Genomic DNA, 22808 nt, shown 5'->3' with positions numbered 1-22808 from the left:
CAGCGGCAGGGCCGGTCAGCCCAGGTTGATCCAGGTGGTCTTCAGCGCGGTGTACGCGTCCAGCGCGTGCAGGGACTTGTCGCGGCCCGCGCCGGTCGCCTTGAAGCCGCCGAAGGGCGTGATGACGTCGCTGGCGTCGAAGGTGTTGATCCAGACGGTGCCCGCCCGCAGCCGCTTCGCGGTGCGGTGGGCGACGGTCACGTCCCGCGTCCACACGGAGGCGACCAGCCCGAAGTCGCTCTGGTTCGCGAGCCGTACGCCCTCGTCCACGTCACCGTCGTAGGACACCACGGCGAGCACCGGGCCGAAGATCTCCTCCTGGCCGACGACGGAGGCGTTGTCCACGCCGTCCAGGACGGTGGGCTCGACGAAACTGCCGCCGGTGGAGGCAAGGACGCGCTCGCCGCCGAAGAGCACCGTCGCGCCGTCCTGCCGGCCGCGCTCGATGTACCCGAGGATCTTGGCGAGTTGGGTCTCGTCGACGATCGGGCCCATCACCGTGGCCGGGTCGAGCGGGTCGCCGACGCGGAAGGTGTCGGCGGTGATCCGCCGTACGGCGTCCAGCAGTTGGTCCTTGACGGAGGTGTGCACGACGACGCGGGAGCCCGCGTTGCAGGTCTGGCCGGCGTTGTAGAAGATGCCCCAGGCCACGGCGGACGCGGCGGCCTCGATGTCGGCGTCGGCCAGCACCAGTTGGGGCGACTTGCCGCCCGCCTCGACGGCGATCTGCTTGCCGTTGGACTCGCCCGCGTAGACCTGGAACAGCCGGGCGACCTCCGCCGAGCCGGTGAAGGCGATCTTGTCCACCTCGGGGTGGCGGCCCAGCGCCTGCCCCGCCACCTCGCCCCGGCCGGGGACGACGTTCAGGACGCCGTCCGGCAGCCCCGCCTCGGTGGCCAGCGCGGCCAGCCGCAGCGCGGCGAGGGAGGTCTGCTCGGCGGGCTTCAGCACGACGCTGTTGCCGGTGGCGAGCGCCGGGCCGAGCTTCCAACTGGCGATCAGCAGCGCGTAGTTCCAGGGCACGACGACACCGATGACACCGAGCGGCTCCCGGGTGATCATCGCCAGCGCGTCACCGGGGGTCGGCGCGATCTCGTCGTACGACTTGTCGATCGCCTCCGCGTACCAGGCGATGGTCTCCGCGGCCTTGGCCACGTCCACCCGCACCGACTCCGTGATGGGCTTGCCCATCTCCAGGGTGTCGAGCAGGGCCAGCTCCTCGGCGTGGCTGAGGATCAACTCGGCCCAGCGCAGCAGGATCCGCTTGCGCTCCTTGGGTGCCAGGTCGCGCCAGCGGCCGTCCTCGAAGGCGGCACGTGCGGACCGTACGGCCCGGTCGACGTCCTCGGCGGAGGCCGCCTGCACCTCGGCGAGCACCTTGCCGTCGCGCGGCGAGACGCTGGGGAAACTGTCGCCGGACGTGGCGTCGGTGAAGGCGCCGTCGACGAACGGGCGGGTGTCGAAGGTGAGTTTGTCGGCGGCGGCCTGCCACTCCTCGTGCGACCGCTGCAGCAACTCCTCGATGGTGTACGTCACTTGATCCTCCAGCGGTCGATCGCGTCCTCGTCCAGCTCGACGCCGAGGCCCGGCCTGTCGGGCACTTCCAGGCAGCCGTCGGCATTGACCCGCACCGGCTCGGCGAGCATGAAGTCCCGGCGCTCGGGGGTCCAGCCGGGCGGGTCGTAGGGGAACTCGAAGAAGGGGCCGCCGCCGACGCCCGCCGAGACATGCAGGTTGGCGAGCACGCCGATGCCGTTGGTCCAGCTGTGCGGGGTGAACTGACGGTGTTTCAGGTGCGCGAGCTCCGCCAGGGTGCGGGCGCGCTGCATGCCGATCGCGAGCACGACGTCCATCTGGTAGATGTCGAGCGCGTCCTCCTCCAGGTAGCGCAGCAGCTCGGTGGGGGAGTGGTGCATCTCGCCGGCCGCGATCCGCACGCCCGGGTTCTCGGCGCGCAGCCGCTTGAAGCCGTCCAGGTCGGCGTACGGCAGCGGCTCCTCCACCCAGAACACGTCGAGCTCGGCGAGCCGGGCGATGGTCTTGCGCGTCCTGGCCAGGTCCGAGGCGTGCGCGGTGTCGCCCGCCATCCGCCAGGACTGGTTGAGGTCGACCATGATCTCGAAGCCGGCGCCCAGTTCCTCGCGCACGGCCCGCACGACCGCGATCCCCTCGTCCACACGGTCCCGGTCGATGCGGATCTTCAGCGCGCTAAAGCCCGCCTCGCGCACCTTAAGCGCCGTCGCGACGCGCTCCTCGGGGGATTTGAGCTCGCCGGAGGAGGCGTAGGCGGGCAGCTTCTTCGCCGCGTTGCCGAACAGCTCCGCCACCGGGCGGCCGTGCACCTTGCCGATGATGTCCCACAGGGCCGCCTCCAGGGGCCAGTAGTGGGCGCCGTGGAAGTTGGCGGTCTCGATCGCGCGGACGTGCCGGGTGATGTCGAGGGGGTCCTCGCCGACGAACAGGTGTTTGTAGGTGTCGAAGCCGTCCATGAGATCGCCGGAGCCGATGCCGGTGATCCCCTCGTCGGTGTGCACCCGCACGATCGTGGCGTCGAAGTGCCGGCGCGGCTCCGGGTCCCAGGCCGCATGGAACGGCGGGTCCAGCTCCAGCCGGAGGTGGTCGAGGGTGATGTCGGTGATCTTCATCGGACCAGGGCCTCCGGCGAGGGTGTGTAGAAGGGGTTGGCGGGTCCGGCCTTCGCCGCGTCCAGGGCGTCGGCCACGGACGGCGTGCCCGTCACGGCGGCCCGGATCGCGCCGTGCGCGGCCTCGCGCTGGTTGCGGAAGGACACGTCGAGGTCGTCGACGGCCGGGTTGACCCACATGGCGGCGATGATCAGCAGGTCGTCCGCCTCGTCGGCGGGGATCAGGCCCGCGGTCACGGCGTCCAGGACGCCCTGGGCCAGTCCGGCCTGGGCGGACCCCCAGGTGGCGCGCTCGTGCAGTTCGCCCGCGGCGGCGGCCTTGTTCACGAACAGCGTCAGCGGCTTGACCGGCACCGACGGGCGGACGACCGTCATGAACGGCACGTGCCCGGCGCTCGGCGTGGCGAGCGCGGTCGCCCAGGCCGTCTCGACCGGACCGCCCTTGCGGCCGATCACGACGTTCGTGTGCGCGGCGTTCGCACCGTCGCCGACGAAGGACTCGCCGATCAGCGCGGTCGCTGCAAAGGGGGGCATCGCAACTCCTGGACCTGGAAGCGTGATTCGTGGGGTGGGGTGAAGCGGGGCGGGATGCGGGACGAACCTCGCATTCAGTGCAGTTCATCCGACCCGATGCGGCGAATCTAGGTCTGGCGGCAGGCGCCCGCAAGGCGCTCACGGGAATCGAAATGCCGGTTGCTCTACGGGCAACTCCGCGCCTGACCTGGGCGTTCCTCGACCGGTTGGCGGGCATACCATGACGGCCGTGAGCGACTCCTCCTCCGCCGCACGCGGGCACGGGCTCCGCCGTGACATCGACCTCCTGGAGGCCCTCGCCTCCGACGAGGCACAGCAGGTCGGCGGCCTCGGCGTGGTACGCCTCGCCCAGCTGGTGGGCCGCGAGAAGACCCAGGTCTCCCGGGCCCTGAAGGCCCTGGCCGCCGAGGGCATCGTCGAGCGTGATCCCGACACCCTGGAGTACCGGCTCGGCTGGCGGCTGTACTCGATGGTGGCCCGCACCTCGGAGAGCCGGTTGGTCCGCGTGGCCGAGCCGGTCATGCACACCCTGTCGGCGGATCTGGAGGAGACCAGCCACCTGTGCGTGCTCAGCGACCGCGACGTGCTCACCCTGCTCTCGGTCTCCGGGCACTCCTTCCGCGTCCACGGCTGGGAGGGGCGCGGCGTGCCCGCCTGGCAGCTGTCCGCGGGCCGCGTCCTGCTGGCCGACGCGACCCCCGACGAGCTGTACGTCCGCTTCGGCACGAGCAGCGAGATGCCCGTCCAGGAGCTGTGGACCCTCATACAGGACGCGAAACGGCGCGGCTACGCGCGCGTCAGCGAGGAGTTCGAAGAGGGCCTGGTCGGCGTATCGGCGCCCATCCGGGACTTCCGCGGCCGGGTCGTCGCCGCCATCAACATCTCCGCCCCCAAGACCAGACTCGGCGAACGCCTGGACGAGGCGGGCCGCACCACGGCCCGGGCAGCGGCACGGGTGTCGATGCTGCTGGGCTGGGAGCCCAGGCGTACGTCGGGGGTTCGGGCGCGGCTGACGTGAGAGCAGTGAGGGTGGTGCACGTCGGCGAGGACGGCACCGCAGACCCGGGCGCCGTAGGTCTGTGCGCAGCGACTTCGCCGTACTCCCGCCCGTGATCGGCGAGTTGCCCTCACAGCAACCCGCGTTGCGATCCGCCGGAGTCACCTTGTCGCCCCCATGACGCGCTCGTAAATTCACCGCGCATCGGACGAGACCCCGTCCGGAACGCAGAAAAGAGCAGCTCATGACCCTCGCCGGTATCGACCTCCTGGCCAAGGCCCCGCTCGGAGACGGCGACGTACTCCTCGGCGGCCGATGGCTCCCGGCAGCCGACGGACACACCTACTCCATCCACGACCCGGCCACCGGCGATCTGATCCGCGAGGTCTCCTCGGCGGGCGAGCAGGACGCCCGTACGGCGATCGAGGCGGCCCAGGCGGCCGCGGCCGAATGGCGGGCGACGCCTCCGCGACGGCGTTCGGAGATCCTGCACGACACCTTCGTGTCGATGCGCACGCACCAGGACACCCTGGCCCGCCTCATCGTGCTGGAGAACGGCAAGGCGCTGCGCGACGCGGTGGCCGAGGTCGGTTACGCCGCCGAGTTCTTCCGCTGGTTCGCCGAGGAGGCCGTACGCATCGGCTCCTCGTTCGGCGACGCCCCGGGCGGCGGCTTCCGGCATGTCGTCCGCAGGCACCCGGTCGGCGTCACCGCCTTCGTCACGCCCTGGAACTTCCCCGCCGCGATGGCCACCCGCAAGATCGCCCCCGCGCTCGCGGCCGGCTGCCCCGTCCTGCTCAAGCCCGCCCCCGAGACCCCGCTCACCGCTCTCGCGGTCGCCGCGCTCCTCGCCGAGGCCGGACTGCCCGCGGGACTGGTCAACGTCCTGCCCACCGACCGTGCCCCCGAGGTCGTCTCGGCCTGGCTCGACGACGAGCGCGTCCGCAAGTTCTCCTTCACCGGTTCCACCGCCACCGGAAAACGGCTGCTGGAACAGGCCGCCGCGAACGTCGTCAACGTGACCATGGAACTCGGCGGCAACGCCCCCTTCGTGGTCTGCGCGGACGCCGACGTCGACGCGGCCGTACGCGGCGCCATGGACGCCAAGATGCGCGGCGGCGGCGAAGTCTGCATCGCCGCCAACCGGTTCTACGTCCACGCCGACGTGGCCGCCGAGTTCACCGAGAAGTTCGGCGCCGCCATGACCGCCGTACGCACCGGACCCGGCCTCGAGGAGGGCGTCACCCTCGGACCCATGATCAACCGGGCCGCAGTCGACAAGATCCGAACCCTCGTCGACGACGCCGTGCACCGCGGGGCGGTGATCGCCGCGCAGGGCACGGTCCCGGACGGTCCCGGCCACTTCCACCCCGCGACGGTCCTCGTCGACGTCCCCGACGACGCCCGCATCCTGCAAGAGGAGGTCTTCGGCCCCGTCGCGCCCATCAGCACCTTCACCGACGAGGAGGAGATGCTGACCCGCGCCAACGCCACGGTCCACGGCCTCGCGTCGTACGTCTACTCCCGCGACGTCGGCCGCGCACTGCGCATCGCCGAACGCCTCGAAGCCGGCATGGTCGGCGTCAACCGGGGCCTGCTGTCCGACCCCGCGGCCCCGTTCGGCGGCGTCAAGCAGTCGGGTCTCGGCAGGGAGGGCGGCCGCGAGGGCATCGAGGCCTTCCTGGAGACGCAGTACATAGCCCTGGACTGGACCGACTGACCACTTCCGCCTCCCCGTTCCGTCCCCCTCCCGCCGCTCCCTCCGCTCACGACAAGGACCGCACATGGCAACGACGCCTGCGATACCACCCAGCACCACCACCGAAGCCCCCGACCACGGGCGCGAACGCCGCCGCCTGCACACCAAGTTGAAGCTCGCCACCCAGATCGGCGAGGGCATCGACGGCTACGTCATCGGCGGCATCGGCATGGCGATGACCGCGCTCACCGCCGATCTCCATCTCTCCACCCTGATGGAGGGCCTGGTCGGCGCGTCCCCGCTCATCGGCATCTTCGTCGGCGGCCCGCTCTTCGGCCGCCTCGCCGACCGCTACGGACGGCGCCCGGTGTTCCTGGCCGACATGCTGATCTTCCTGGTCGGCTCGGTGCTCCAGTTCTTCGTCACCGACGGGATGCAGCTCTTCGTCATCCGGCTGGTGATGGGCGTGGCGATCGGCGGGGAGTACGCCATCGGCGCCCCGCTGCTGTCGGAGTACGCCCCCAAGCAGGGCCGCGGGCGCCTGCTCGCCAGCCTGGAGATCAGCTGGTACGTCGGCTACGCCCTGGCCACGGTCGTCGGCGCCGTTTTCGAGGACGTCGACGGCGGCTGGCGCTGGTCGCTGGCCAGCAGCGCGGTCCTCGCCGTGGTGTGCGTGTCGCTTCGGGGCGGCATCCCCGAGTCGGCCCGCTGGCTGCTGAGCAAGGGGCGGCGCGAGGAGGCCGAGGCGCTGATCGAGAGGTACGCCATCGAGATCGACGTCACCGCCGAGATCGACGAACGCATGGCGACCGAACAGGCCGGATTCGGGGCCCTGTTCAGCAAGGAGCACCTCCGCAGCACGGTGTTCGCGAGCGTCTTCTGGGCCGCGCTCGTGCTGCCGTACTTCGCCATCAGCACGTACTGGACGCAGGTATTCGAGGCCCTGAACATGGGCGACAACGCGGTGGCGGCGCTGCTCGTCTACTCCTTCACCGCGATCGCCGGCGTCACCGCAGGCTGTCTCGTCGTGGACCGTATCGGCCGCCGCCGACTGCTGATCCCGCCGTTCTGGATCACGGCCGGCTGCCTCGCACTGGTCGCGGTGTGGCCGTCGTCGACCCCCGTCATCGTCTGCGGCTTCCTCTTCTTCATCTTCCTCAACGCCGCCTCCAGCGCCCTGACCTCGGTCTACCCGCTGGAGGTGTTCCCCACCTCCCTGCGCGCCACGGGCGTCGGCTTCGCCACCGCGATGAGCAGGGTCGGCGCGGCGATCGGCACCTTCCTGCTCCCGATGGGCCTCGACCACTACGGCGCCCGCTTCGTCCTCCTGGTCGGCGCCGGCGTCCTCGCCCTCGGCGGCCTGGTCTCCCAGTTCCTGGCCCCGGAAACCACCGACCTGGACCTGGCCAACGCAGCACGCACAGCCCGGGAGAAGCCTACGGCGTGATCAGGTGGCGCCCCGGCCCGGGAACGGCCTACGGCCGGGCACGGGTTGCTGGACGCGGTCGTAGCCCCGGACGGCTGTAGCTCCCGAGGGGACGGTCGCAGTCCACCGGAAGTGATCGCAGCCCCGGGGCGGTCGCAGCCGACCGGGGCCGTCCCAGAAGTGGCGGCTTCGCCCGTGGCATGAGCGGCTGCGTGGACGTTCGGTGCGGTGAGGGCCCGTTGGGCATCGCGCGGCGGGCGCCCTCTTCGCAGCCGACTTCGGCCGATGCCGAATGTCGACGAGAGGCCGTCGTGAAAGCGGCGGCGTCGTCCGGAGATTGAGCAAATGTGCGGTGGACGACGTGGTTCGGGCGTGCCAGGCGTCGGGCGACGGGTGCTGTCTTCGTGGCCGACTCTGGCCGCTGCTGGACGTCGACGAGAGGCCATCGTGAAAGGCGCGGCGTCGCCCGAGCGTGCGCGGCTGCGCAGAGTCCGCCGCAGTGACAGGGTGCGCCGGGCGTTGCGCGACGGGCGCCCTTTTGCCCGGCCTGGCCGGTGCCGGACCTCGACTGAGGCTGTCGCGAAGATGGCGCGTCGCCCGAAGCGCGAGCGGCAGCGCGGTGTCCTGTGCCGTGTCCGGCGCTGCGAGAGGCGTACGCGGCACCGCGCGCCATCCCCCTGCCCCAACCGCCCCTACCCTGCCCCGGACGCCGACGACTGATCCGACCCGGTGTCCACCGACAACCGGAGCGACTCCAGCGCCCGGGCCGACTCCGAGCCCGGCTCGGCGTGGTAGATCGCCAGGATCTGCCCACCCGAGTCGGCGATGGGCAGCTTTTCGCGGCTCAGTTCGAGGCGGCCGAGCTGTGGGTGGCACAGCGCCAGCGACCCCCCGGCGAGTGCGGTGACGTCGTGCCGGGCCCACAGGCGGCGGAACTTGTCGCTGCCCAGCGACAGTTCGCCGACGAGCTGCACGGTCCGCGGATCGTCGACGTCACCGCCGACGGAGGCCCGGAACCCCGCGACCAGTCCGCCCGCCGTCTTCTCCCAGTCCGGGTAGAGCGCCTGCTCGGCTGGGTCGAGGAAGATCGTGCGCAGCCGGTTCACCCCTGGGCGGAGGTTGGGGGACACGGCGCTCGCCAGCCGGTTCGCCGCGAGCACGTCGAACATCCGGCTCTCCACGAACGCCGGCAGGTTGATCGCGTCGAGCAGCCGCAGGATCCCGGCGGGCACCACCTCCCGGGGCGGCCGCCGGCGCGCCGCCGGGCGGGCGGTGGACAGGCTCAGCAGATGCTCCGTGGCGATCGCGTCCAGCCGGAACACCCGCGCCAGCGACTCCAGCACCTGAGGGGACGGATTGCGGTCCCGGCCCTGTTCCAGCCGGAGGTAGTAGTCGGCGCTGATCCCGGCCAGCGTGGCGACCTCCTCACGACGCAGCCCCGGGGTGCGGCGTACGCCGACGACCGGCAGCCCCGCGTCCGTCGGATCGGTCAGCTCACGACGGGCCCGAAGGTACTCCCCGAGCGCATTCGGCCTGCTCATGTCCTCGATCCTACGAGCCCCGCCGGCGCCGTGCCTGGTCCTGTCACCCCCAGGACGAGCGGGGCACAGGCTATCTCCGCGGCGGATTCGTACGGTCGAGTCTGCTCCCGGAGACGCTGGTGAGCGGAAGGAAGACATGACTGGCAACGAACTCCCCGGCGGCACCTACCGCATGGGCGACCTCACCCTCACCCGGTTCGGCTACGGCGCCATGCAGCTGGCGGGGCCGGGCGTCTTCGGCCCGCCCAAGGACCGTGACGCCGCGATCGCCGTCCTGCGCACGGCGGTCGAACTCGGCATCCGGCACGTCGACACGGCCGACTTCTACGGCCCCTACGTCACCAACGAGATCATCCGCGAGGCGCTCCATCCGTACCCGGACGGCCTGCACATCGTCACCAAGGTCGGCGCCCGCCGTGACGAGCACGGCGGCTGGCCGCACGCCCGCACCCCGGCCGAGCTGGTGCAGCAGGTCCACGACAATCTACGGCGACTCGGCCTCGACGCCCTCGACGTGGTGAACCTGCGCGTCGGCGGTTTCGACTCGCCCGAACCCGGCTCCATCGCCGAACAGTTCGGCGCGCTGGCCGAACTGCGCGAGCAGGGGCTGATCCGTCACCTCGGGCTGAGCACGGTCGACGCGGACCAGCTCGCCGAGGCGCAGTCGATCGCGCCCGTGGTGTGCGTGCAGAACTTCTACAACCTCGCCAACCGGCAGGACGACGCGCTCGTCGACAGCACCGCGCGCCAGGGCATCGCGTATGTGCCGTACTGGCCGCTGGGCGGCATGTCACCGCTGCAGTCGGACACCCTGACCAAGGTCGCCGCGCGCCTGGACTCCACCCCCATGTCCGTGGCACTGGCCTGGCTCCTGCAGCGCTCGCCCAACATGCTCCTCATCCCCGGCACGTCCTCGGCCCAGCACTTGCGCGAGAACATCCGCGGCGCGTCCCTGGAACTGCCGGCCGACATCCTCACCGAACTGAATGCCGTCGGCGGCGAGGGCCTACCCTCGTAAATGAGGCCGGCGGGGGACCAGGCACCGAGTGCGGGGTCAAGTGCGTGACATTCGGGGTGGGGACATGGCGGACGACGACGTCGATGTGTTCATGAGCCGGCTGAACCCCGACATGTGTGTGGTCACGGCCGCCACGGGAGCGGACCGGTCGGGGTGTCTGGTCGGCTTCTCCTCCCAGTGCTCCATCGACCCCGTCCGGTATGTGGTGTGGATCTCCAAGGCCAACCACACCTATGGAGCAGCCCGGGCCGCCGAATGTCTGGCGGTCCATCTGCTGACGCGTGAGCAGCACGGGCTGGCGGCCCTGTTCGGCGGACGGACGGGCGACCGGATCGACAAGTTCGCGCGTGTGCGGTGGAGACCGGGGTACGGCGGCTCGGTCGTTCTGGAGCAGGCGGCGGCCTGGTTCGTGGGCCTGGTCGAGGACCGCGTCGACGGTGGTGATCACGTCGGCTTCGTCCTCAGACCCGTGGAATGGGGCGAGCGCACCGACGGCCCGCTGCTGCGGATGGACGACGCCGAGGACATCACGCCCGGTCATCCGGCGTGACGCCACGCGTTTTTCCGGACCACCCTGAGCGATCTTTTTCAAGGTCACTACCATTTGACCCAAGACAACCGTTCGACCGGTGCATGCGGTGTGTGCCGGTCGGGGTCGCCGATGCCAGGGTCCGCTCCCCGGGCTGCGGTGATCTTCCTGGCCAGGAGGACCTTCCGCATGTTCCGACGTATTGGCAGCACGGTCGTCCGACATCCCGTCTGGACGATCGTGGCTTGGCTGATCGCTGCGGTGGCGATCGTCGCCACCGCTCCGAGCCTGCCCTCGAACAGCGACGAGAGCAGTTTCCTACCCAAGAGTTATGAATCCATCAAAGCGGCGGATCTCCAGCAGAAGGCTTTCCCCAGCGCCTTCACCCCGTCCGCGATCGCGCTGTACCAGCGCACCGACGGCGGCAAGCTGACCGCCGCGGACCAGAAGGACGTCGCCCGGATCACCAAGGAACTGGGCGACAAGCACATCGACCAGGTGCAGAAGGTGGTCCCCGGCCAGCCGTCGAAGGACGGCAGGTACACCATCACCCTGGTCCAGATGGACAGCAAGAACGCCGGCCAGCCCAAACAGGCCGATGCGGCCAAGGTGCTGCGCAACGACGTCAAGGCCCTGACCAAGGGCACCGATCTGGATGCCAAACTCGGCGGATCGGCCGCTCAGGCCCTCGACCAGCAGGACTCGTCCAAGCGCGGTGAGGCGCTGATCGGCATCGGCACCTTCGCGATCATCCTGGTGACGCTGCTGATCATCTTCCGGGCACCGATCCTGGCCGTGCTGCCGCTGATCCTGATCGGCGTGGTGTCGGCGATCGCCAACGGGCTGATCGCGTACGCCACGAAGCTGTTCGGCCTGCAGGCCAACAGCTCGATCTCCTCCATCCTGATCGTCGTGCTGTTCGGCGTGGGCACGGACTACTTCCTGTTCCTGATGTTCCGGTATCGAGAACGCCTGCGCGCCGGCGACGAACCCAAGCAGGCCATGATCAACGCGGTCGGCAGGGTCGGCGAGGCCATTGCCTCGGCGGCCGGGGCGGTGATCATCGCCTTCCTCGCGCTGGTCCTCTCCACGCTGGGCTTCCTCAAGCAGATGGGTCCCGCGCTGGCGATCGCCGTCACCGTCACCCTGATCGCGGGTCTGACCCTGATCCCGGCCGTGGTCTCACTGATCGGGCCCAAGGTGTTCTGGCCCTCCAAGACCTGGCAGCGGGAGCCGGAGAACGCGCGCTTCGCCGCCCTCGGACGCGGGGTGCAGCGGCGCCCCGCCCTGACGGCCGGGCTGTCCGGCCTGGTCCTGGTGGCGCTGTCGCTGGGGGTCCTCGGCTACAACGCCACGTTCGACCTGGCCTCGGGCTCCATGCCCAAGACCAAGGAGTCGATGGTCGTCCAGGACGAGATGCAGACGGCGTACTCGGCGGGCGCGGCCGCCCCCACCGACGTCTATCTCTCCAGTACCGACGGCAAGCCGCTCGACAGGTCCGAGTTCGACTCGTACGCGGCGGCGCTGCGGTCGGTGGACGGCGTGGCGAGTGCCCGCATGACACAGGTCAACAAGGCGGGCACCACCGCGGACTTCACCGTCACGCTCAAGTACGAGGCCTCCACGGACAAGGCGATCCAGTCCGTGGGCCGGGTGCGGGACGTCGCGCACGCGAAGGCTCCGGACGGCACCGACGCCCTCGTCGGCGGCATGTCCTCGATCTACAAGGACATCGACACGGCGGTCAACCACGACTACCGCACCGTCTTCCCCGTCGCCGCGCTACTGATCATGGTGATCCTGGGGCTGCTGCTGCGCAGTGTGGTCGCCCCCTGGTACCTGATCGCCTCGGTGGGTCTCGGCTTCGGCGCCACCCTGGGAGCCACGGTGTGGATCTTCCAGGAGCTGCAGGGGCACTCGGGCCTGATGTTCATGCTCCCGGTGATCATGTATCTGTTCGTGGTCGCCATCGGCACGGACTACAACATCCTCATGATCGCCCGGCTGCGGGAGGAGGCCCGCGAGGGCCGCGAACCGCGTGAGGCGGCCGGCATGGCCCTGCGGCACGCGGGGCCGACCGTGGCCGCGGCCGGCTTCATCCTGGCGGCGACCTTCGCCACGATGATGCTGGCGGGCAACTCGCTGCTCACGGAGATGGGCTTCGCCGTCTCCTTCGGCATCGCGGTCGCCGCGTTCGTCATGGCGATGTTCTTCACGCCCAGCCTGACCGCGCTGATCGGTCACGCGGCATGGTGGCCGGGACACGCCGACCGGCCGCAGGAACCGGCTGTCGCGGGCGCCGGATCCGGTGGTTCCGGTCCGGTCTCCGCGGGCGAGGGTCCGGAGGCGGTCACGCAGGATCCGGCGGCACGCCGCCGCTGACGCACGACACAGCACGACGGCACAGGTCTGCCGGGCCGCACGGCCCGGCAGACCTGTTCGTGTGTCGGGGTCAGACCAGCGGCTCGCTCATCTCGATCGCCCGCACGGCCGCCGCGAGAGCCCGGTCGTCGCCGACGTCCAGGGCCGTGTCCGCGAACTTGATGACATGCTCGTCGCCGTGCGCGAGAGCCCGCTCCACGACGTCCTCGGGGCTCGGACGTGACGCGGGTGCGTAGTCGACGGGCTCGGCGGGCGCGTACATCGCGGTGACCGCCGCGGACGCCGTCCAGGCCGCGTGCAGACTCGGCGCCCACAACTCGCCGGGCAGCGAATCCAGGGTACGGAGCACGGCGTTGGGTGCGGTCGCGGCGTGGACGAGCATGGTCGCCTCGCCGTGTCCATGAGTGGCGTACCGGTGTGTCGCCGCCGTCACCAGCTCGGTGAGCCGCTCCCGCGCGTCCACCGGATCGCTCACCTCCGCCGCCCACGACGGAATCCCGCGCACGGCCGCCAGCCGGTCCGAGAACCCCTGGTGCCCCTCCTCGATCGCGGGTACGGCGTCCAGCGAGGCCGCGGCCGTCGATGCTCCGGGCAGCGCGGCGACACCGGCGACCGTGTGGTGACGCGCCGCCCAGTAGCCCAGGGCATGGGCGAGTTCGGCGCGGCGTGGGGCGTTCTCACCGGATTCCAGCGTGCGTACGGCATGGCCGACCCGTATCACCGGATGCGTGGCGCCGCCGTACATGCCGGGCAGCAGACGCGGCCACCACTCCGCGAGGACGGACCGCCAGGGCCGCTCGTCGAGCGTGCGGGAGAAATGGTCGATCCAGTCGGCCGCCCGGCGCACATCGCCCAGCGCCGCGCGCCAGTTGTCGTCCGTAACGGGTGCCACCCGGTCGGGGAAGTCCTCCAGCTTGCTGCGGTACAGATCCAGCCATCGATGCACCGCCCCCGCCTGCCCGCGCGCCGCCAGGGCCTCTACGACCATGGGGGCGTGGTTGGAGAGCCGTCCGAGGCGCTCCGGTCCCGTCGCGTGGACCCGTTCCAGGGCTTCTTCGAGTTGTCCGCTCGTGTCGCTCATCTCCATGGATTCGACGCTAGGCAGCGGACGACGGCGGCGGATCGGGCCCGGGAACCAAGCCCGGCACGCCTCAGGGCCTAGACCCCGAGGACCAGGTCCACCGTGTGGTGCCCCGTCCCGTCGGCGCGCACGACGGGCTCCGCCGGGCGTCCGTCGACCGTGCACGAGCGCACCCGGCTGCCGCCACCGCTCAGACCGATGTCGAGCGTCATGTCCCGGTAGCGCAGACCGCGCAGGGTCACCGGGCCCCAGTGCGCAGGCAGACACGGCCGCAGCCGTACGGCGTCCTCGGCGAACGTCAGCCCGAACAGACCCTCGTGGATCAGCCGCAGATACGCGGTGACCGACCAGGTCTGGTCGGGCTGCGAGACGAAGTGCTCGGTCCGCCCGCTCCCACCCTCCTGCCAGCCGCCGTCGACCTCGCCGCCGACGGAGTCGTACACCTCGTAGAAGCGCATCCCGCTGCGGGCGACGAGAGCGGCGAGCCGTTCGACGGACCGGGCGAAGAGATCGGTGCGGCCCGCGGCGGCGGCCGCGTTGCCGTACAGCCCGTGGACGACGGGCCACACCATGACGTTGTGCCGTCCGGGCCTGTCGTCGTCGAACCGCGGGAAGTGCGGCCACACGTCGACGATGCCGTGCGGCTGCCAGTGGGTGTTGTCCAGGACCAGGCCCGCTCGTTCGCCGTCCGCCACCTCGCACAGCAGGGCAAGGGCGAGTCCGGCGCCCTCCTGCGAGGTGTCGAGCGTGCCGCCCTCGTGACGGAGGTAGGCGTAGGTACCCGCCTCCTCGCGCCACAGGTGCCGGTCGATCGCCGTGCGCAGTCGGACCGCGTCCGCACGCAGCGATGCCGCCTGCTCGGCGTCACCGAGGCTGTCGGCCATGTCCGCCAGCGCCGAATGGGCGCCGTAGTAGAGGCAGTTGGTCGACAGGCACATCAGTCGTCCGGTGCCGGGATGGTCGAGGACGAACGAGGAGCGAACGGCCGGTGAGGCCGGTGGGCTGGGATAGCCGGAGATGCCGTCGTTCATGAAGCCGGGACCCCGGAACAGGCCCAGGCCGGTGTCGAAGTCGCTCCTTCGGCGCGCGGCAAGGGTGTTGGCGCCGGTGCGGTAGGCCTCGGAAAGGAACTCGCGGTCGCCCGTGATCCGGTAGTGGTGCCGGGCGGCCAGGATCCATACGACCTGGTCCCACCACTGGTCGTCCTGCTGTACGACGGGCCCGTGCGGGCCGCGGTCGACGACGGACCAGAGGGTGTTGCGGCCGACGACCGGTGCCAGCAAGCTGGCCGCGTTCCAGGCGTTGACGGCCGCGTCCCGGGTCCAGCGCTGGGGCGCGGGATAGCCACCACCGGCCCCCACGATCGTGCCCGGCGGGTAGGCGAGCAGCCCCGCCCTGTCGTAGACCGCCGGGTCGGCGCGGACGGTGTGACTGCCCGCCAGGGCGGTGAGCGCGGCCGTGTAGACGGTGCCGAGGCTGCGCCGGGTGACCGGGTCGGCGAAGGTGAGGACAGGCATGGTGTAGCCGTTACCCCGGGCCCGGGACCCCGCACCCGCCAGGCTGAGAAGTGCGGTAGCGGCCAGCAGGCTCCGCCGCGACAACCGCCCACGGCCCCTGATCCCGTCGACCGGCATGACCCGCCCTTCCTCAGCTCCCGGAGCCAGCATGCCTCCGGGAGCTGAGGAACGAGCGGTTCGGTGCGCGGTCGCGTTGGATCGAGCGGTCCGGTGGCGGTCGCGGTGGAACGAGCGGTCCGGTGGCGGTCGCGAGGGACAAGTAGCCCGGTGACGGTCGTGACGTCAGGCGTTCGGGTCGAACGGGATGCCGGACGGCTTCGCCGACGAGAGGTGCGAGGCGAAGTTGCTGTCCTTCAGGCCGAAGTTGGCGCTGCCGAAGTCGTACGCGCTCAGCTTGTCGCGCAGGCCCGCCGGGTAGCCGTTCCAGCCGACCAGCGGCGGGTACTGCCAGGTGTGCTTGTCGTTCTCCGGCGGCTCGTCGTTCGTGTTCGCCAGCCGGAAGCAGTGCGTGCCGATGCCGTCCTTGTGGTAGACGATCTTCGCGTGGGTGCCCTCGAAGCGGACCTCGGACGTCGCGTGCACGGTGAACGAGCCGTGGTTGGACGTCGAGACGTACTTGACCTGGTCGTCCTGCACCCAGATCACCACGTGCTCCCAGTCGTTGCTGTGCCCGCCGATGCTGGTGCCTGGGAGGGCCTGGTCCTTCTCGAAGTACAGGCCGTACATATAGGCGCACCAGCCGTTGTTGCACTTGTAGCGCGAGTAGCTGTTGGTGTTGTCGAGGTCGGAGGGGTCATGGCACTGCCCGTTGAGCGCGCCGGTCGGCTTGAGGCCGCCGTTGATGGTGCCGTCGGGGCCGATCGCGGGTGAGGAGTAGCAACCGTCCGTGTCGTAGTCGAAGGCCGGCTGGTAGGCGAGCTCCGCGGCCTCCGCGTTGACGGGCAGCGCCTGCGGCGGCGCGGCGAAGGCGACGGCGGGAACGGCCACGACGAGCGCCGCCGCACCGGCCAGGCCGGTCAGGAAACGTCTGCGGTTCGTCTTGAACTTCGGTGACGCCACTGAGTCCTCCTCGAAAGTCCGAGCGCAGCCCAACAGCTGTGGGGGGAAGGGGAGTTCAGGATCCCGAGTTTTCCCTTCCGCGCCAAGAGGCCACAGGCGTACCCGTGGTGAAACGCAGCCCAATAATCGGTTCATGACGAGCCGTCAGCTCAGATCGCCCGGCAGATCGCCCGGCAGATCGGCAGCGGCGTCCTCGGGGGCGAGGTCGGGCCGCAGCCGCAGCCAGGACGGCTGGCGCAGCATTCCGGCCCGGGTACGGGTGCTGTAGCGGACCTCGCCGACCAGCCTGGGCAGCACCCAGTGCGCCCCCGGCGCCGCCGGAACCGGGTCGAAGGGGCACTCGGCCGTCTCCGACGCCCGCAGCAGCTCGGCGAGACGGGTCCGCTCGGCCTCGCTCCACCCGGTGCCCACCCCGCCGACGTACCGCAGTCGGCCCCCTGTCCGCTGCCCTACGAGCACGGCGCCGGGAAGTCCCGACAGCCGTCCCTTGCCGGGCAGCCAGCCGCCCACGATCACGTCCTCGCTCCGCATGTTGCGGATCTTGACCCAGGCCCGTGAGCGCGCCCCGGGCTCGTACACCGAGTCCAGCCGTTTGCAGACCAGACCCTCCAGTCCGTGCTCCCGGGTGGCCAGCAGGGCCTGCTCGCCGTGCCCGACGAGCGCGGAGGGCGTCGACCAGGACGGACCGTCGAGGCCGAGCTCCTCCAGCAGCCCGCGCCGCCGGGTGTAGGGGAGCCCGGTCAGGCGCCGCCCCGCCAGATGCATCACGTCGAACAGGACCAGGTGGACGGGCACCTTCGCGGCCTGACGCGCCGCCTTGACCGGAGCGTGCGCGAGCCCCATGCGGGACTGCAGCAACTGGAAGTCGGCGCGGCCCTGTTCGTCCATCGCCAGCACCTCGCCGTCCAGTACGGCGGGCGTCTTGCCGAGCATCGCTGCCAGCGGTTGCAGCTCGGGGTACGCGGCGGTGATGTTCTCCCCGGACCGGGCCCGTAGCAGGAGACCGCCGTCCCCCTCGGCGTAGACCACCACGCGCTGTCCGTCCTGCTTGGTCTCGTACGCCCAGCGGGCGTCCTGCGCGGCCGGAGGCAGCGTCCCGGGTGTGGCGAGCATGGGGCGGATCAGGGGGAGTGTCACGGGGTGAGATGTCGACGCCGTGGCCCCCCGCCATTCGCCCCGGCCGTCGGTTTCCCCTGAACGGCGCTGCCTACAGGCTGGCCGCCGGCATCAGCAGGTCGTCTAGCCCCACTCGGCGGAAGAACTCCACCCGGATCCGGTCGGCCACCGCGGACACCACCTCGCTGCCGTCCTGGCTCGGGTCCACATGGACCCGGAACGGCCGCTTGCCGTGCGGCAGTTCGACGGACCTGACGACGGCGTCCGCCACCGCGGAGACGTCGGCGTCCGGTGGTATCAAGCCTGCCAGCCGCTCGTTCACATCGGCCATCAGCGCCTTGTACCGCGCGTCGTAGGCCGCGGCACGGTCGGTGTCGGCCGGTGTCCCGGCGTGGGCGAAGTGGTTCGTGCCCGAGGTGAAGGCGCCCGGCACGACGATCGAGGTGTCGATCCCGAACCGTATGAGCTCGGCGGCATAGCTCACCGCGAGGGCGTCCATGGCGGCCTTCGCCGCGAAGTACGGGGCGAGGAAGGGCGGGGTCCCTCCGCGCGTGCTGGAGGAGCCGATCCACACGAGATGCCCCTGGCCTTGACTTCGCAGCTGGGGCAGGGCCGCCCGGTTGACGCGTTGGGTGCCGAGCACGTTGGTGTCGTAGACGTCCGCAAGCTGCTCGGGGGTGAAGGCCTCGGCCGGGCCGAGCACCATGTGCCCGGCGTTGTGCACCAGCACGTCGAGGCGTCCCTGTTCGTCCACCACGCGGGCGACCGCTGCGTCCGCGCTGTCCTGCCGGGTGACGTCCAGCTCGACGGCCCGCAGATCGACTCCGTGCTCGTCCGCGTGTGCGGCGAGGTCGGCTGCCGCACGGGCGTTGCGTGTGCCGAGGGCGCGCATGCCCGCGTAGACCGTGTGGCCGCGCTCGGCGAGCGCACGGACGGTGAGGGCGCCGAAGCCGCTGGAGGCGCCGGTGACGAGAATGACCTTGCTGTCGTTCATGGCTGTTCCTCTCGATGGCCCGAAAGGGTCCGGTGTCCCGGTGGTGTCCGGTGTCCCGAAGGGGTCCGGTGTCCCGAAGGAGTCCGGTGTCCCGAAGGAGTCCGGTGTTCGGGAGGGTCCGGTGTTTTGGAGGTGTTCCGAGGCGGCGCGCGGCGTCAGATCGCGCGCCGTCAGATGATGCCGCCGTTGGCCCGCAGGACCTGGCCGTTGACCCAGTGGCCCTCGGGGCCGGTCAGGAAGGCCACGACGTTGGCTATGTCCTCCGGCGTCCCCAGGCGCTCCAGCGGTGGCTGTGCGGCAAGGCGCGCGACGGTCTCCTCGTCCTTGCCGTCGAGGAAGAGGGAGGTCGCCGTGGGGCCGGGCGCGACGGCGTTCACGGTCACGTCCCGGCCGCGCAGTTCCCGCGCGAGGATCAGGGTCAGGGCCTCGACGGCCCCCTTGCTCGCGGCGTAGGCGCCGTAGCCGGGGAAGGCGAGGCCGACCACCGAGCTCGAGAAGTTGACGAGGGCTCCGCCGGAGCGCAGCCGGCGAGCGGCCTGCTGGTCGACGACGAACGTGCCGCGGATGTTGGTGCGGTAAAGGGAGTCGAGCTCGCCGAGGTCGAGCTCCGCGACGGGGGACAGGGGCATCCGCCCGGCCGCGTGCACCACTGCGTCCACGCCGCCGTACGTCGCCTCCGCCCGGTCGAAGAGGGCGGCGATCTCGGTCTCGTCGCCGACGTCCGCGCGGACGGCGAGCGCGGTGCCGCCCGCCTTCTCGATGGCGGCGACGGCCTCGTCGGCCGCGTCCTTGTTGCCGGCGTACCCGATGACGACGGCGGCTCCGTCGGCGGCGAGCCGCTGGGCGACCTGCCGGCCGATGCCTCGTGATCCGCCCGTCACGATCGCGACGCGCTGGTTGGTGTGGGGCTGCGTGGGCATGGTTGCTTCCTTCGCTGTTAGCGTTGCTACGGCGTCTTCGTATCGACGATAACACGGATTCGTAGCGCTGGTACACCCTGTTCGTATCGCTGCTACGAATGGCGTACCGTGAACCCATGGATGCGACGGAAAAGATCCTGGATGCGGCCACCAAACTGCTGGCCGAGGCGTCGGCCGCGGATGTCTCGACGCGCGCGGTGTGCGAGGCGGCAGGGGTGGGCGCGCCGATGCTCTACCGCCTCTTTGGTGACAAGGCCGGGTTGCTGGCGGCCGTGGTCGACCGGGGCTTCGAGGAGTACCTCGCGTCCAAGCGGGCGGCCAGGCCCAGCGACGATCCCGTCGCCGACCTAAAAAGCGGCTGGGACAACCACATGCGCTTCGCGCTGGAGCACCCCAATCACTACCGCCTGATGTACTCGCCCGAGCTGACGGCCCCGCCCGCGGCGGCCCAGGAGGCACACGCACTGCTGCACGGGATCCTTGAACGTTGCGCCGCCGCGGGACGGCTGACCGTTGCACCGGCCCTCGCGACGCAGATGATCATGTCCGCCAATGTCGGAGCGGCCCTGTCGATGCTGACCAGGCCGGAGCAGTACCCGGACCCGCAGTTCTCCGAGCGGCTGCGCGACGCCGTGCTGGACTCGTTGACCCGTCCGACCGGCACCGCGAAGCCGAGCGAGCGCGGCAGCGACGTCCCGGTGGCCGCCGCGACGCTCGCCGCCCGTCTGCGGGCCGAGCAGGCCCCGAGATTCACACCGGCGGAGTCGGCGCTGCTGGAGCAGTGGTTGGACAAGTTGTCCGCGGACTGAGCGGGTGGCGGGCGGCGGCTGGCGGTCCGCGGTGAGCCGTCAGCAGCTCGCGGGCGCTTGTGTCCGTACAAGACCCGACTGGTGGGCGAGGACGGCGAGTTGGGCGCGGTCGCGGACGCCCAGCTGTGCCATCACTCGGCGGACCTGTGTGCGTACGGAGTCCGGGCTGACGTCGAGCCGGTCGGCGATCTCCGCGTTGGAGCGGCCCTCCGCGACCCGGAGGACCACCTCGCGGTCGCGGTCCGTGAATGCCGCGAGGTCCTCGGACGTGATCAGTGGTGCGTCAGCGGCCGGTACGACCAGGAACCGGTTGATCAGCGCGCGCGTGGCGAGCGGGGAGAGCAGTGAGTCACCCGAGGCCACGGTCCGGATACCGTCGAGCAGTACGTCCGCCGTCACGTCCTTGCCCAGGAATCCGCTCGCACCGGACCGCAGTGCGTCGGCGACGCGCGCGTCGATCTCGCGCGTGGTGAGGATCAGTACGCGCGTGTCCGGTACGGCCGGGTCGGCGCAGATCTCGGACGTGGCGACCACGCCGTCGGTGCCGGGCACCCGGATGTCCATCAGGACGACGTCGGGGCGCTGCACGCGCGCGAGGGCGACGGCCTCGCCGCCGCAGGTGGCCTCGGCGACCAGTTCCATGTCGTCGCAGGAGTCGAGCAAAATCCGCAGGGCGGCCCGCACGAGGGCCTGGTCGTCGGCGAGCAGCACGCGGATGGTCATGGTGTCCGTTCTTCTCGTCTCAGGTCTTCTCGTCTCGGGATTCCCGTCCTGGAAACCATGGTGAGCGATGATCGACGGGAACGTCGGGCGGGAGAGGCTCTGTTCCGTGGCCGAGTGAGTGCCCTTCTGCGGGGAAGGTGCGAGGTCAGGCGGGGCTGGACGGCCGTTCGACCAGCTCGGCCGCGGGCCGATTGGGGCGGGGCCTTGCGGGTGAGTGAGCCTCCTCGTCGGCGACGGGCGGCAGCTGGTCCGACCGGAGTGCGGTTGCCTCTGCGAACTGCCCCCCGTCCGGTGCCGGGCAAGTGGCCGCACGAGACGTCACGCAAGCCGCTCGACCGTAGTCGAGCCGGGCCCACGCCAAGCCGCAGACCGCTCCCGACGTGCTGTTGCGTAGGCTTTCGTCACTGGAGCCCGCCGTACCGTCGGCGGACCCGCGACGGTCCGAGGGGCTGGCCGTCGCAGGGCTGAGTGAAGTCCCGGTGCGGTGGTGAGCATGGCCGGCAGGACGGTACGGGCGGAGCGGGCGGGGGCGACCCGGGAGCTGATCCTGACCGCGGCCGAGCGGCTGTTCGCCGAGCGCGGCGTCAACGCGGTGTCCAACCGTCAGGTCGCCGAGGCCGCCGGCCAGGGCAACAACACCGTGGTCGGCTATCACTTCGGCACCAAGGCCGACCTGGTCCGTGCGATCGTTCGCCGGCACGCGGGGCACACGGAGCAGATCCGGAGCCGGCTGCTGACCCGGATCGGTGACTTCACCGACGTACGGGACTGGGTGGACTGCCTGGTTCGCCCGTTGCCCGAGCATCTCGGGACGCTGCGTGGTCCCACGTGGTTCGCACGGTTCTGCGCACAGTTGATGACCGACCCGGCGCTCCACCAGATCCTGGTCGAGGAGTCCTTCGCCTCGCCGTCACTGCAGCAGTGCATCGACGGGCTCAACCGGTGTCTGCCCGATCTGCCCGCCGATGTCCGCGCGGAACGCGGCGAGATGGTCCGTCACCTGATCGTGCACATGCCCGCCGAACGGGAGCGTGCCATCGCCGAGAACCGCGCCACACCACGCTCCAACTGGGACGACGCCGCCACCGGTCTGGCGGACGCGGTCGTCGGTCTGTGGCTGGCACCTGTGACGACCGGGACCTCCACCGGTCGGCCCGAATAGACCGGCACTGCACCGGTCTTGGTCAGCCGGAACCGTACCGGCTGGCCGGGACCCGTACCGTCGCGGTGATTTACTTGAGTTACGCAACTAGCTGCTAAAGTGAATCGCATGCCCACACCGCCGCTCCCCGAACTCCCCGCACCCCCCGAACGGCCCGCCCCTCCCGCCTCGGACGAGATCATCGAGATCGAGCGGGCGCTCACCCGCGTCACGTACCTCAGCACGCGCGCACGGCAGCACGAGCGGCTGATGGCGCTGGCCGGAGTGCCGCTGGACCGCGCGGCTGTGGCGCTGCTGCGGCAGGTGGCCGATGCGGATCCGCTGCGTCCGGGGGAGCTGGCCAACCGGCTGGGTGTGGAGGCGTCCCATGTCACCCGCACCGTGCAGCAGTTGCAGCGGTCCGGCTATGTCACCCGCGTCCCCGACCCCGCCGACCGCCGGGCCCAGCGCATTCAGCTGACCGAGGCCGGCCAGCAGGCCATCGAACGGGTCCGGCAGGTGGGTGCCCGAGGTATGCAACTCGCGCTGTCCTCATGGACACCGGAGGAGCTTCGGCAGCTGGCCACCCTGTTCCACCGCATGGTCGACGACTTCCTGTCCTACACCGTCGACGAGGACACGGAGGAGCAGCCGGTCGCACGGGCCGGTAACCCCTGA

The 22808-nt window shown here is 70.8% G+C and carries 20 protein-coding genes; 9 read left to right on the top strand and 11 right to left on the bottom strand.

The window, feature by feature from the left end; translation table 11 throughout:
- Positions 1–15 precede the first annotated feature (15 nt).
- From JYK17_RS07055 to fae, 3 genes are read right to left on the bottom strand one after another with little or no spacing between them, the layout of a single operon-like run.
- On the bottom strand, positions 16–1536 hold the full coding sequence (locus JYK17_RS07055; protein ID WP_222810032.1) for an aldehyde dehydrogenase: 1521 nt from the start codon (positions 1534–1536) through the stop codon (positions 16–18).
- Positions 1533–2645 carry a mandelate racemase/muconate lactonizing enzyme family protein gene (locus tag JYK17_RS07050; protein ID WP_222810031.1) on the bottom strand — a complete coding sequence of 371 codons (1113 nt, stop codon included), beginning with the start codon at positions 2643–2645 and terminating at the stop codon, positions 1533–1535. The genes JYK17_RS07055 and JYK17_RS07050 overlap by 4 nt, the downstream gene beginning before the upstream one ends.
- The gene (gene fae / locus JYK17_RS07045) at positions 2642–3178 is read right to left on the bottom strand and encodes a formaldehyde-activating enzyme (protein WP_108015778.1); all 537 of its coding nucleotides are present in this window, start codon (positions 3176–3178) and stop codon (positions 2642–2644) included. Before fae ends, JYK17_RS07050 begins: the two co-directional genes overlap by 4 nt.
- A gap of 220 nt (positions 3179–3398) precedes the next feature.
- Here fae and JYK17_RS07040 point away from each other — a divergent pair, with 220 nt between their 5' ends.
- The 3 genes from JYK17_RS07040 (at position 3399) to JYK17_RS07030 (ending at position 7321) form a co-directional block, all read left to right on the top strand.
- Positions 3399–4196, top strand: a complete 798-nt coding sequence (locus JYK17_RS07040) for an IclR family transcriptional regulator (RefSeq protein WP_108015777.1) — start codon at positions 3399–3401, stop codon at positions 4194–4196.
- A 223-nt stretch (positions 4197–4419) separates the two neighbouring features.
- Positions 4420–5895 (top strand): NAD-dependent succinate-semialdehyde dehydrogenase, encoded by a 1476-nt coding sequence (locus JYK17_RS07035; RefSeq protein ID WP_108015776.1) that lies wholly within the window; start codon positions 4420–4422, stop codon positions 5893–5895.
- 64 nt (positions 5896–5959) lie between these two features.
- Entirely contained in the window at positions 5960–7321 is a 1362-nt protein-coding gene (locus tag JYK17_RS07030) for an MFS transporter (protein WP_222810030.1), read from the top strand.
- Positions 7322–7992: 671 nt separating this feature from the next.
- Here the strand turns inward: JYK17_RS07030 and JYK17_RS07025 are convergent.
- Positions 7993–8841, bottom strand: coding sequence for a helix-turn-helix transcriptional regulator (locus tag JYK17_RS07025; RefSeq protein WP_108015774.1), 849 nt, complete (start codon positions 8839–8841; stop codon positions 7993–7995).
- Positions 8842–8977: 136 nt separating this feature from the next.
- Here JYK17_RS07025 and JYK17_RS07020 point away from each other — a divergent pair, with 136 nt between their 5' ends.
- The 3 genes from JYK17_RS07020 to JYK17_RS07010 all read left to right on the top strand — a co-directional run bounded on the left by JYK17_RS07020 (position 8978) and on the right by JYK17_RS07010 (position 12770).
- On the top strand, positions 8978–9859 hold the full coding sequence (locus JYK17_RS07020; RefSeq protein WP_108015773.1) for an aldo/keto reductase family oxidoreductase: 882 nt from the start codon (positions 8978–8980) through the stop codon (positions 9857–9859).
- Positions 9860–9923: 64 nt separating this feature from the next.
- A complete protein-coding gene (locus JYK17_RS07015) occupies positions 9924–10409 on the top strand; it encodes a flavin reductase family protein (protein WP_222810029.1) in 486 nt (161 codons plus the stop codon).
- 168 nt (positions 10410–10577) lie between these two features.
- Positions 10578–12770, top strand: a complete 2193-nt coding sequence (locus JYK17_RS07010) for an MMPL family transporter (protein WP_108015771.1) — start codon at positions 10578–10580, stop codon at positions 12768–12770.
- 70 nt (positions 12771–12840) lie between these two features.
- Here JYK17_RS07010 and JYK17_RS07005 read toward each other — a convergent pair whose 3' ends face one another.
- From JYK17_RS07005 to JYK17_RS06980, 6 genes are all read right to left on the bottom strand, one after another.
- The gene (locus JYK17_RS07005; protein ID WP_128804117.1) at positions 12841–13857 is read right to left on the bottom strand and encodes a questin oxidase family protein; all 1017 of its coding nucleotides are present in this window, start codon (positions 13855–13857) and stop codon (positions 12841–12843) included.
- A gap of 71 nt (positions 13858–13928) precedes the next feature.
- The gene (locus tag JYK17_RS07000) at positions 13929–15368 is read right to left on the bottom strand and encodes an MGH1-like glycoside hydrolase domain-containing protein (RefSeq protein ID WP_234547320.1); all 1440 of its coding nucleotides are present in this window, start codon (positions 15366–15368) and stop codon (positions 13929–13931) included.
- Positions 15369–15650: 282 nt separating this feature from the next.
- Positions 15651–16427: an NPP1 family protein gene (locus tag JYK17_RS06995; protein ID WP_222810027.1), complete on the bottom strand. Its 777-nt coding sequence runs from the start codon at positions 16425–16427 to the stop codon at positions 15651–15653.
- Positions 16428–16571: 144 nt separating this feature from the next.
- Complete coding sequence (gene ligD, locus JYK17_RS06990) at positions 16572–17564, bottom strand: non-homologous end-joining DNA ligase (protein WP_108015767.1); 993 nt, start codon at positions 17562–17564, stop codon at positions 16572–16574.
- A 70-nt stretch (positions 17565–17634) separates the two neighbouring features.
- On the bottom strand, positions 17635–18537 hold the full coding sequence (locus JYK17_RS06985) for an SDR family oxidoreductase (protein ID WP_222810026.1): 903 nt from the start codon (positions 18535–18537) through the stop codon (positions 17635–17637).
- A 170-nt stretch (positions 18538–18707) separates the two neighbouring features.
- The gene (locus JYK17_RS06980; protein ID WP_222810025.1) at positions 18708–19457 is read right to left on the bottom strand and encodes an SDR family oxidoreductase; all 750 of its coding nucleotides are present in this window, start codon (positions 19455–19457) and stop codon (positions 18708–18710) included.
- A gap of 116 nt (positions 19458–19573) precedes the next feature.
- On the opposite strand from JYK17_RS06980, the gene JYK17_RS06975 reads away from it, so the two are divergent.
- Positions 19574–20266 (top strand): TetR/AcrR family transcriptional regulator, encoded by a 693-nt coding sequence (locus JYK17_RS06975; RefSeq protein WP_222810024.1) that lies wholly within the window; start codon positions 19574–19576, stop codon positions 20264–20266.
- A gap of 39 nt (positions 20267–20305) precedes the next feature.
- Here the strand turns inward: JYK17_RS06975 and JYK17_RS06970 are convergent, their stop codons facing one another.
- Positions 20306–20989, bottom strand: coding sequence for a response regulator transcription factor (locus JYK17_RS06970; RefSeq protein WP_222810023.1), 684 nt, complete (start codon positions 20987–20989; stop codon positions 20306–20308).
- A gap of 493 nt (positions 20990–21482) precedes the next feature.
- Between JYK17_RS06970 and JYK17_RS06965 the strand changes: the two genes are divergently transcribed.
- Positions 21483–22151 carry a TetR/AcrR family transcriptional regulator gene (locus tag JYK17_RS06965; RefSeq protein ID WP_222810022.1) on the top strand — a complete coding sequence of 223 codons (669 nt, stop codon included), beginning with the start codon at positions 21483–21485 and terminating at the stop codon, positions 22149–22151.
- Positions 22152–22259: 108 nt separating this feature from the next.
- Positions 22260–22808: a MarR family winged helix-turn-helix transcriptional regulator gene (locus JYK17_RS06960; RefSeq protein WP_222810021.1), complete on the top strand. Its 549-nt coding sequence runs from the start codon at positions 22260–22262 to the stop codon at positions 22806–22808.

It is taken from the genome of Streptomyces plumbidurans (genome assembly GCF_019857225.1).
GTDB lineage: Bacteria > Actinomycetota > Actinomycetes > Streptomycetales > Streptomycetaceae > Streptomyces > Streptomyces plumbidurans.
This window is presented reverse-complemented; position numbering and strand designations above follow the sequence as displayed.

Bases quoted from the DNA above. Each gene is read 5' to 3' on its own strand.
- JYK17_RS07050 (WP_222810031.1), bottom strand. From the start codon at position 2,645: ATGAAGATCACCGACATCACCCTCGACCACCTCCGGCTGGAGCTGGAC.
- JYK17_RS07010 (WP_108015771.1), top strand. From the start codon at position 10,578: ATGTTCCGACGTATTGGCAGCACGGTCGTCCGACATCCCGTCTGGACG.
- JYK17_RS06960 (WP_222810021.1), top strand. From the start codon at position 22,260: ATGCCCACACCGCCGCTCCCCGAACTCCCCGCACCCCCCGAACGGCCC.
- JYK17_RS07015 (WP_222810029.1), top strand. From the start codon at position 9,924: ATGGCGGACGACGACGTCGATGTGTTCATGAGCCGGCTGAACCCCGAC.
- JYK17_RS07035 (WP_108015776.1), top strand. From the start codon at position 4,420: ATGACCCTCGCCGGTATCGACCTCCTGGCCAAGGCCCCGCTCGGAGAC.
- JYK17_RS07040 (WP_108015777.1), top strand. From the start codon at position 3,399: ATGACGGCCGTGAGCGACTCCTCCTCCGCCGCACGCGGGCACGGGCTC.
- JYK17_RS06980 (WP_222810025.1), bottom strand. From the start codon at position 19,457: ATGCCCACGCAGCCCCACACCAACCAGCGCGTCGCGATCGTGACGGGC.
- fae (WP_108015778.1), bottom strand. From the start codon at position 3,178: ATGCCCCCCTTTGCAGCGACCGCGCTGATCGGCGAGTCCTTCGTCGGC.
- JYK17_RS06965 (WP_222810022.1), top strand. From the start codon at position 21,483: ATGGCCGGCAGGACGGTACGGGCGGAGCGGGCGGGGGCGACCCGGGAG.
- JYK17_RS07020 (WP_108015773.1), top strand. From the start codon at position 8,978: ATGACTGGCAACGAACTCCCCGGCGGCACCTACCGCATGGGCGACCTC.
- JYK17_RS07025 (WP_108015774.1), bottom strand. From the start codon at position 8,841: ATGAGCAGGCCGAATGCGCTCGGGGAGTACCTTCGGGCCCGTCGTGAG.
- JYK17_RS07000 (WP_234547320.1), bottom strand. From the start codon at position 15,368: ATGCCTGTCCTCACCTTCGCCGACCCGGTCACCCGGCGCAGCCTCGGC.
- JYK17_RS06975 (WP_222810024.1), top strand. From the start codon at position 19,574: ATGGATGCGACGGAAAAGATCCTGGATGCGGCCACCAAACTGCTGGCC.
- JYK17_RS06970 (WP_222810023.1), bottom strand. From the start codon at position 20,989: ATGACCATCCGCGTGCTGCTCGCCGACGACCAGGCCCTCGTGCGGGCC.
- JYK17_RS07005 (WP_128804117.1), bottom strand. From the start codon at position 13,857: ATGGAGATGAGCGACACGAGCGGACAACTCGAAGAAGCCCTGGAACGG.
- JYK17_RS07030 (WP_222810030.1), top strand. From the start codon at position 5,960: ATGGCAACGACGCCTGCGATACCACCCAGCACCACCACCGAAGCCCCC.
- JYK17_RS06985 (WP_222810026.1), bottom strand. From the start codon at position 18,537: ATGAACGACAGCAAGGTCATTCTCGTCACCGGCGCCTCCAGCGGCTTC.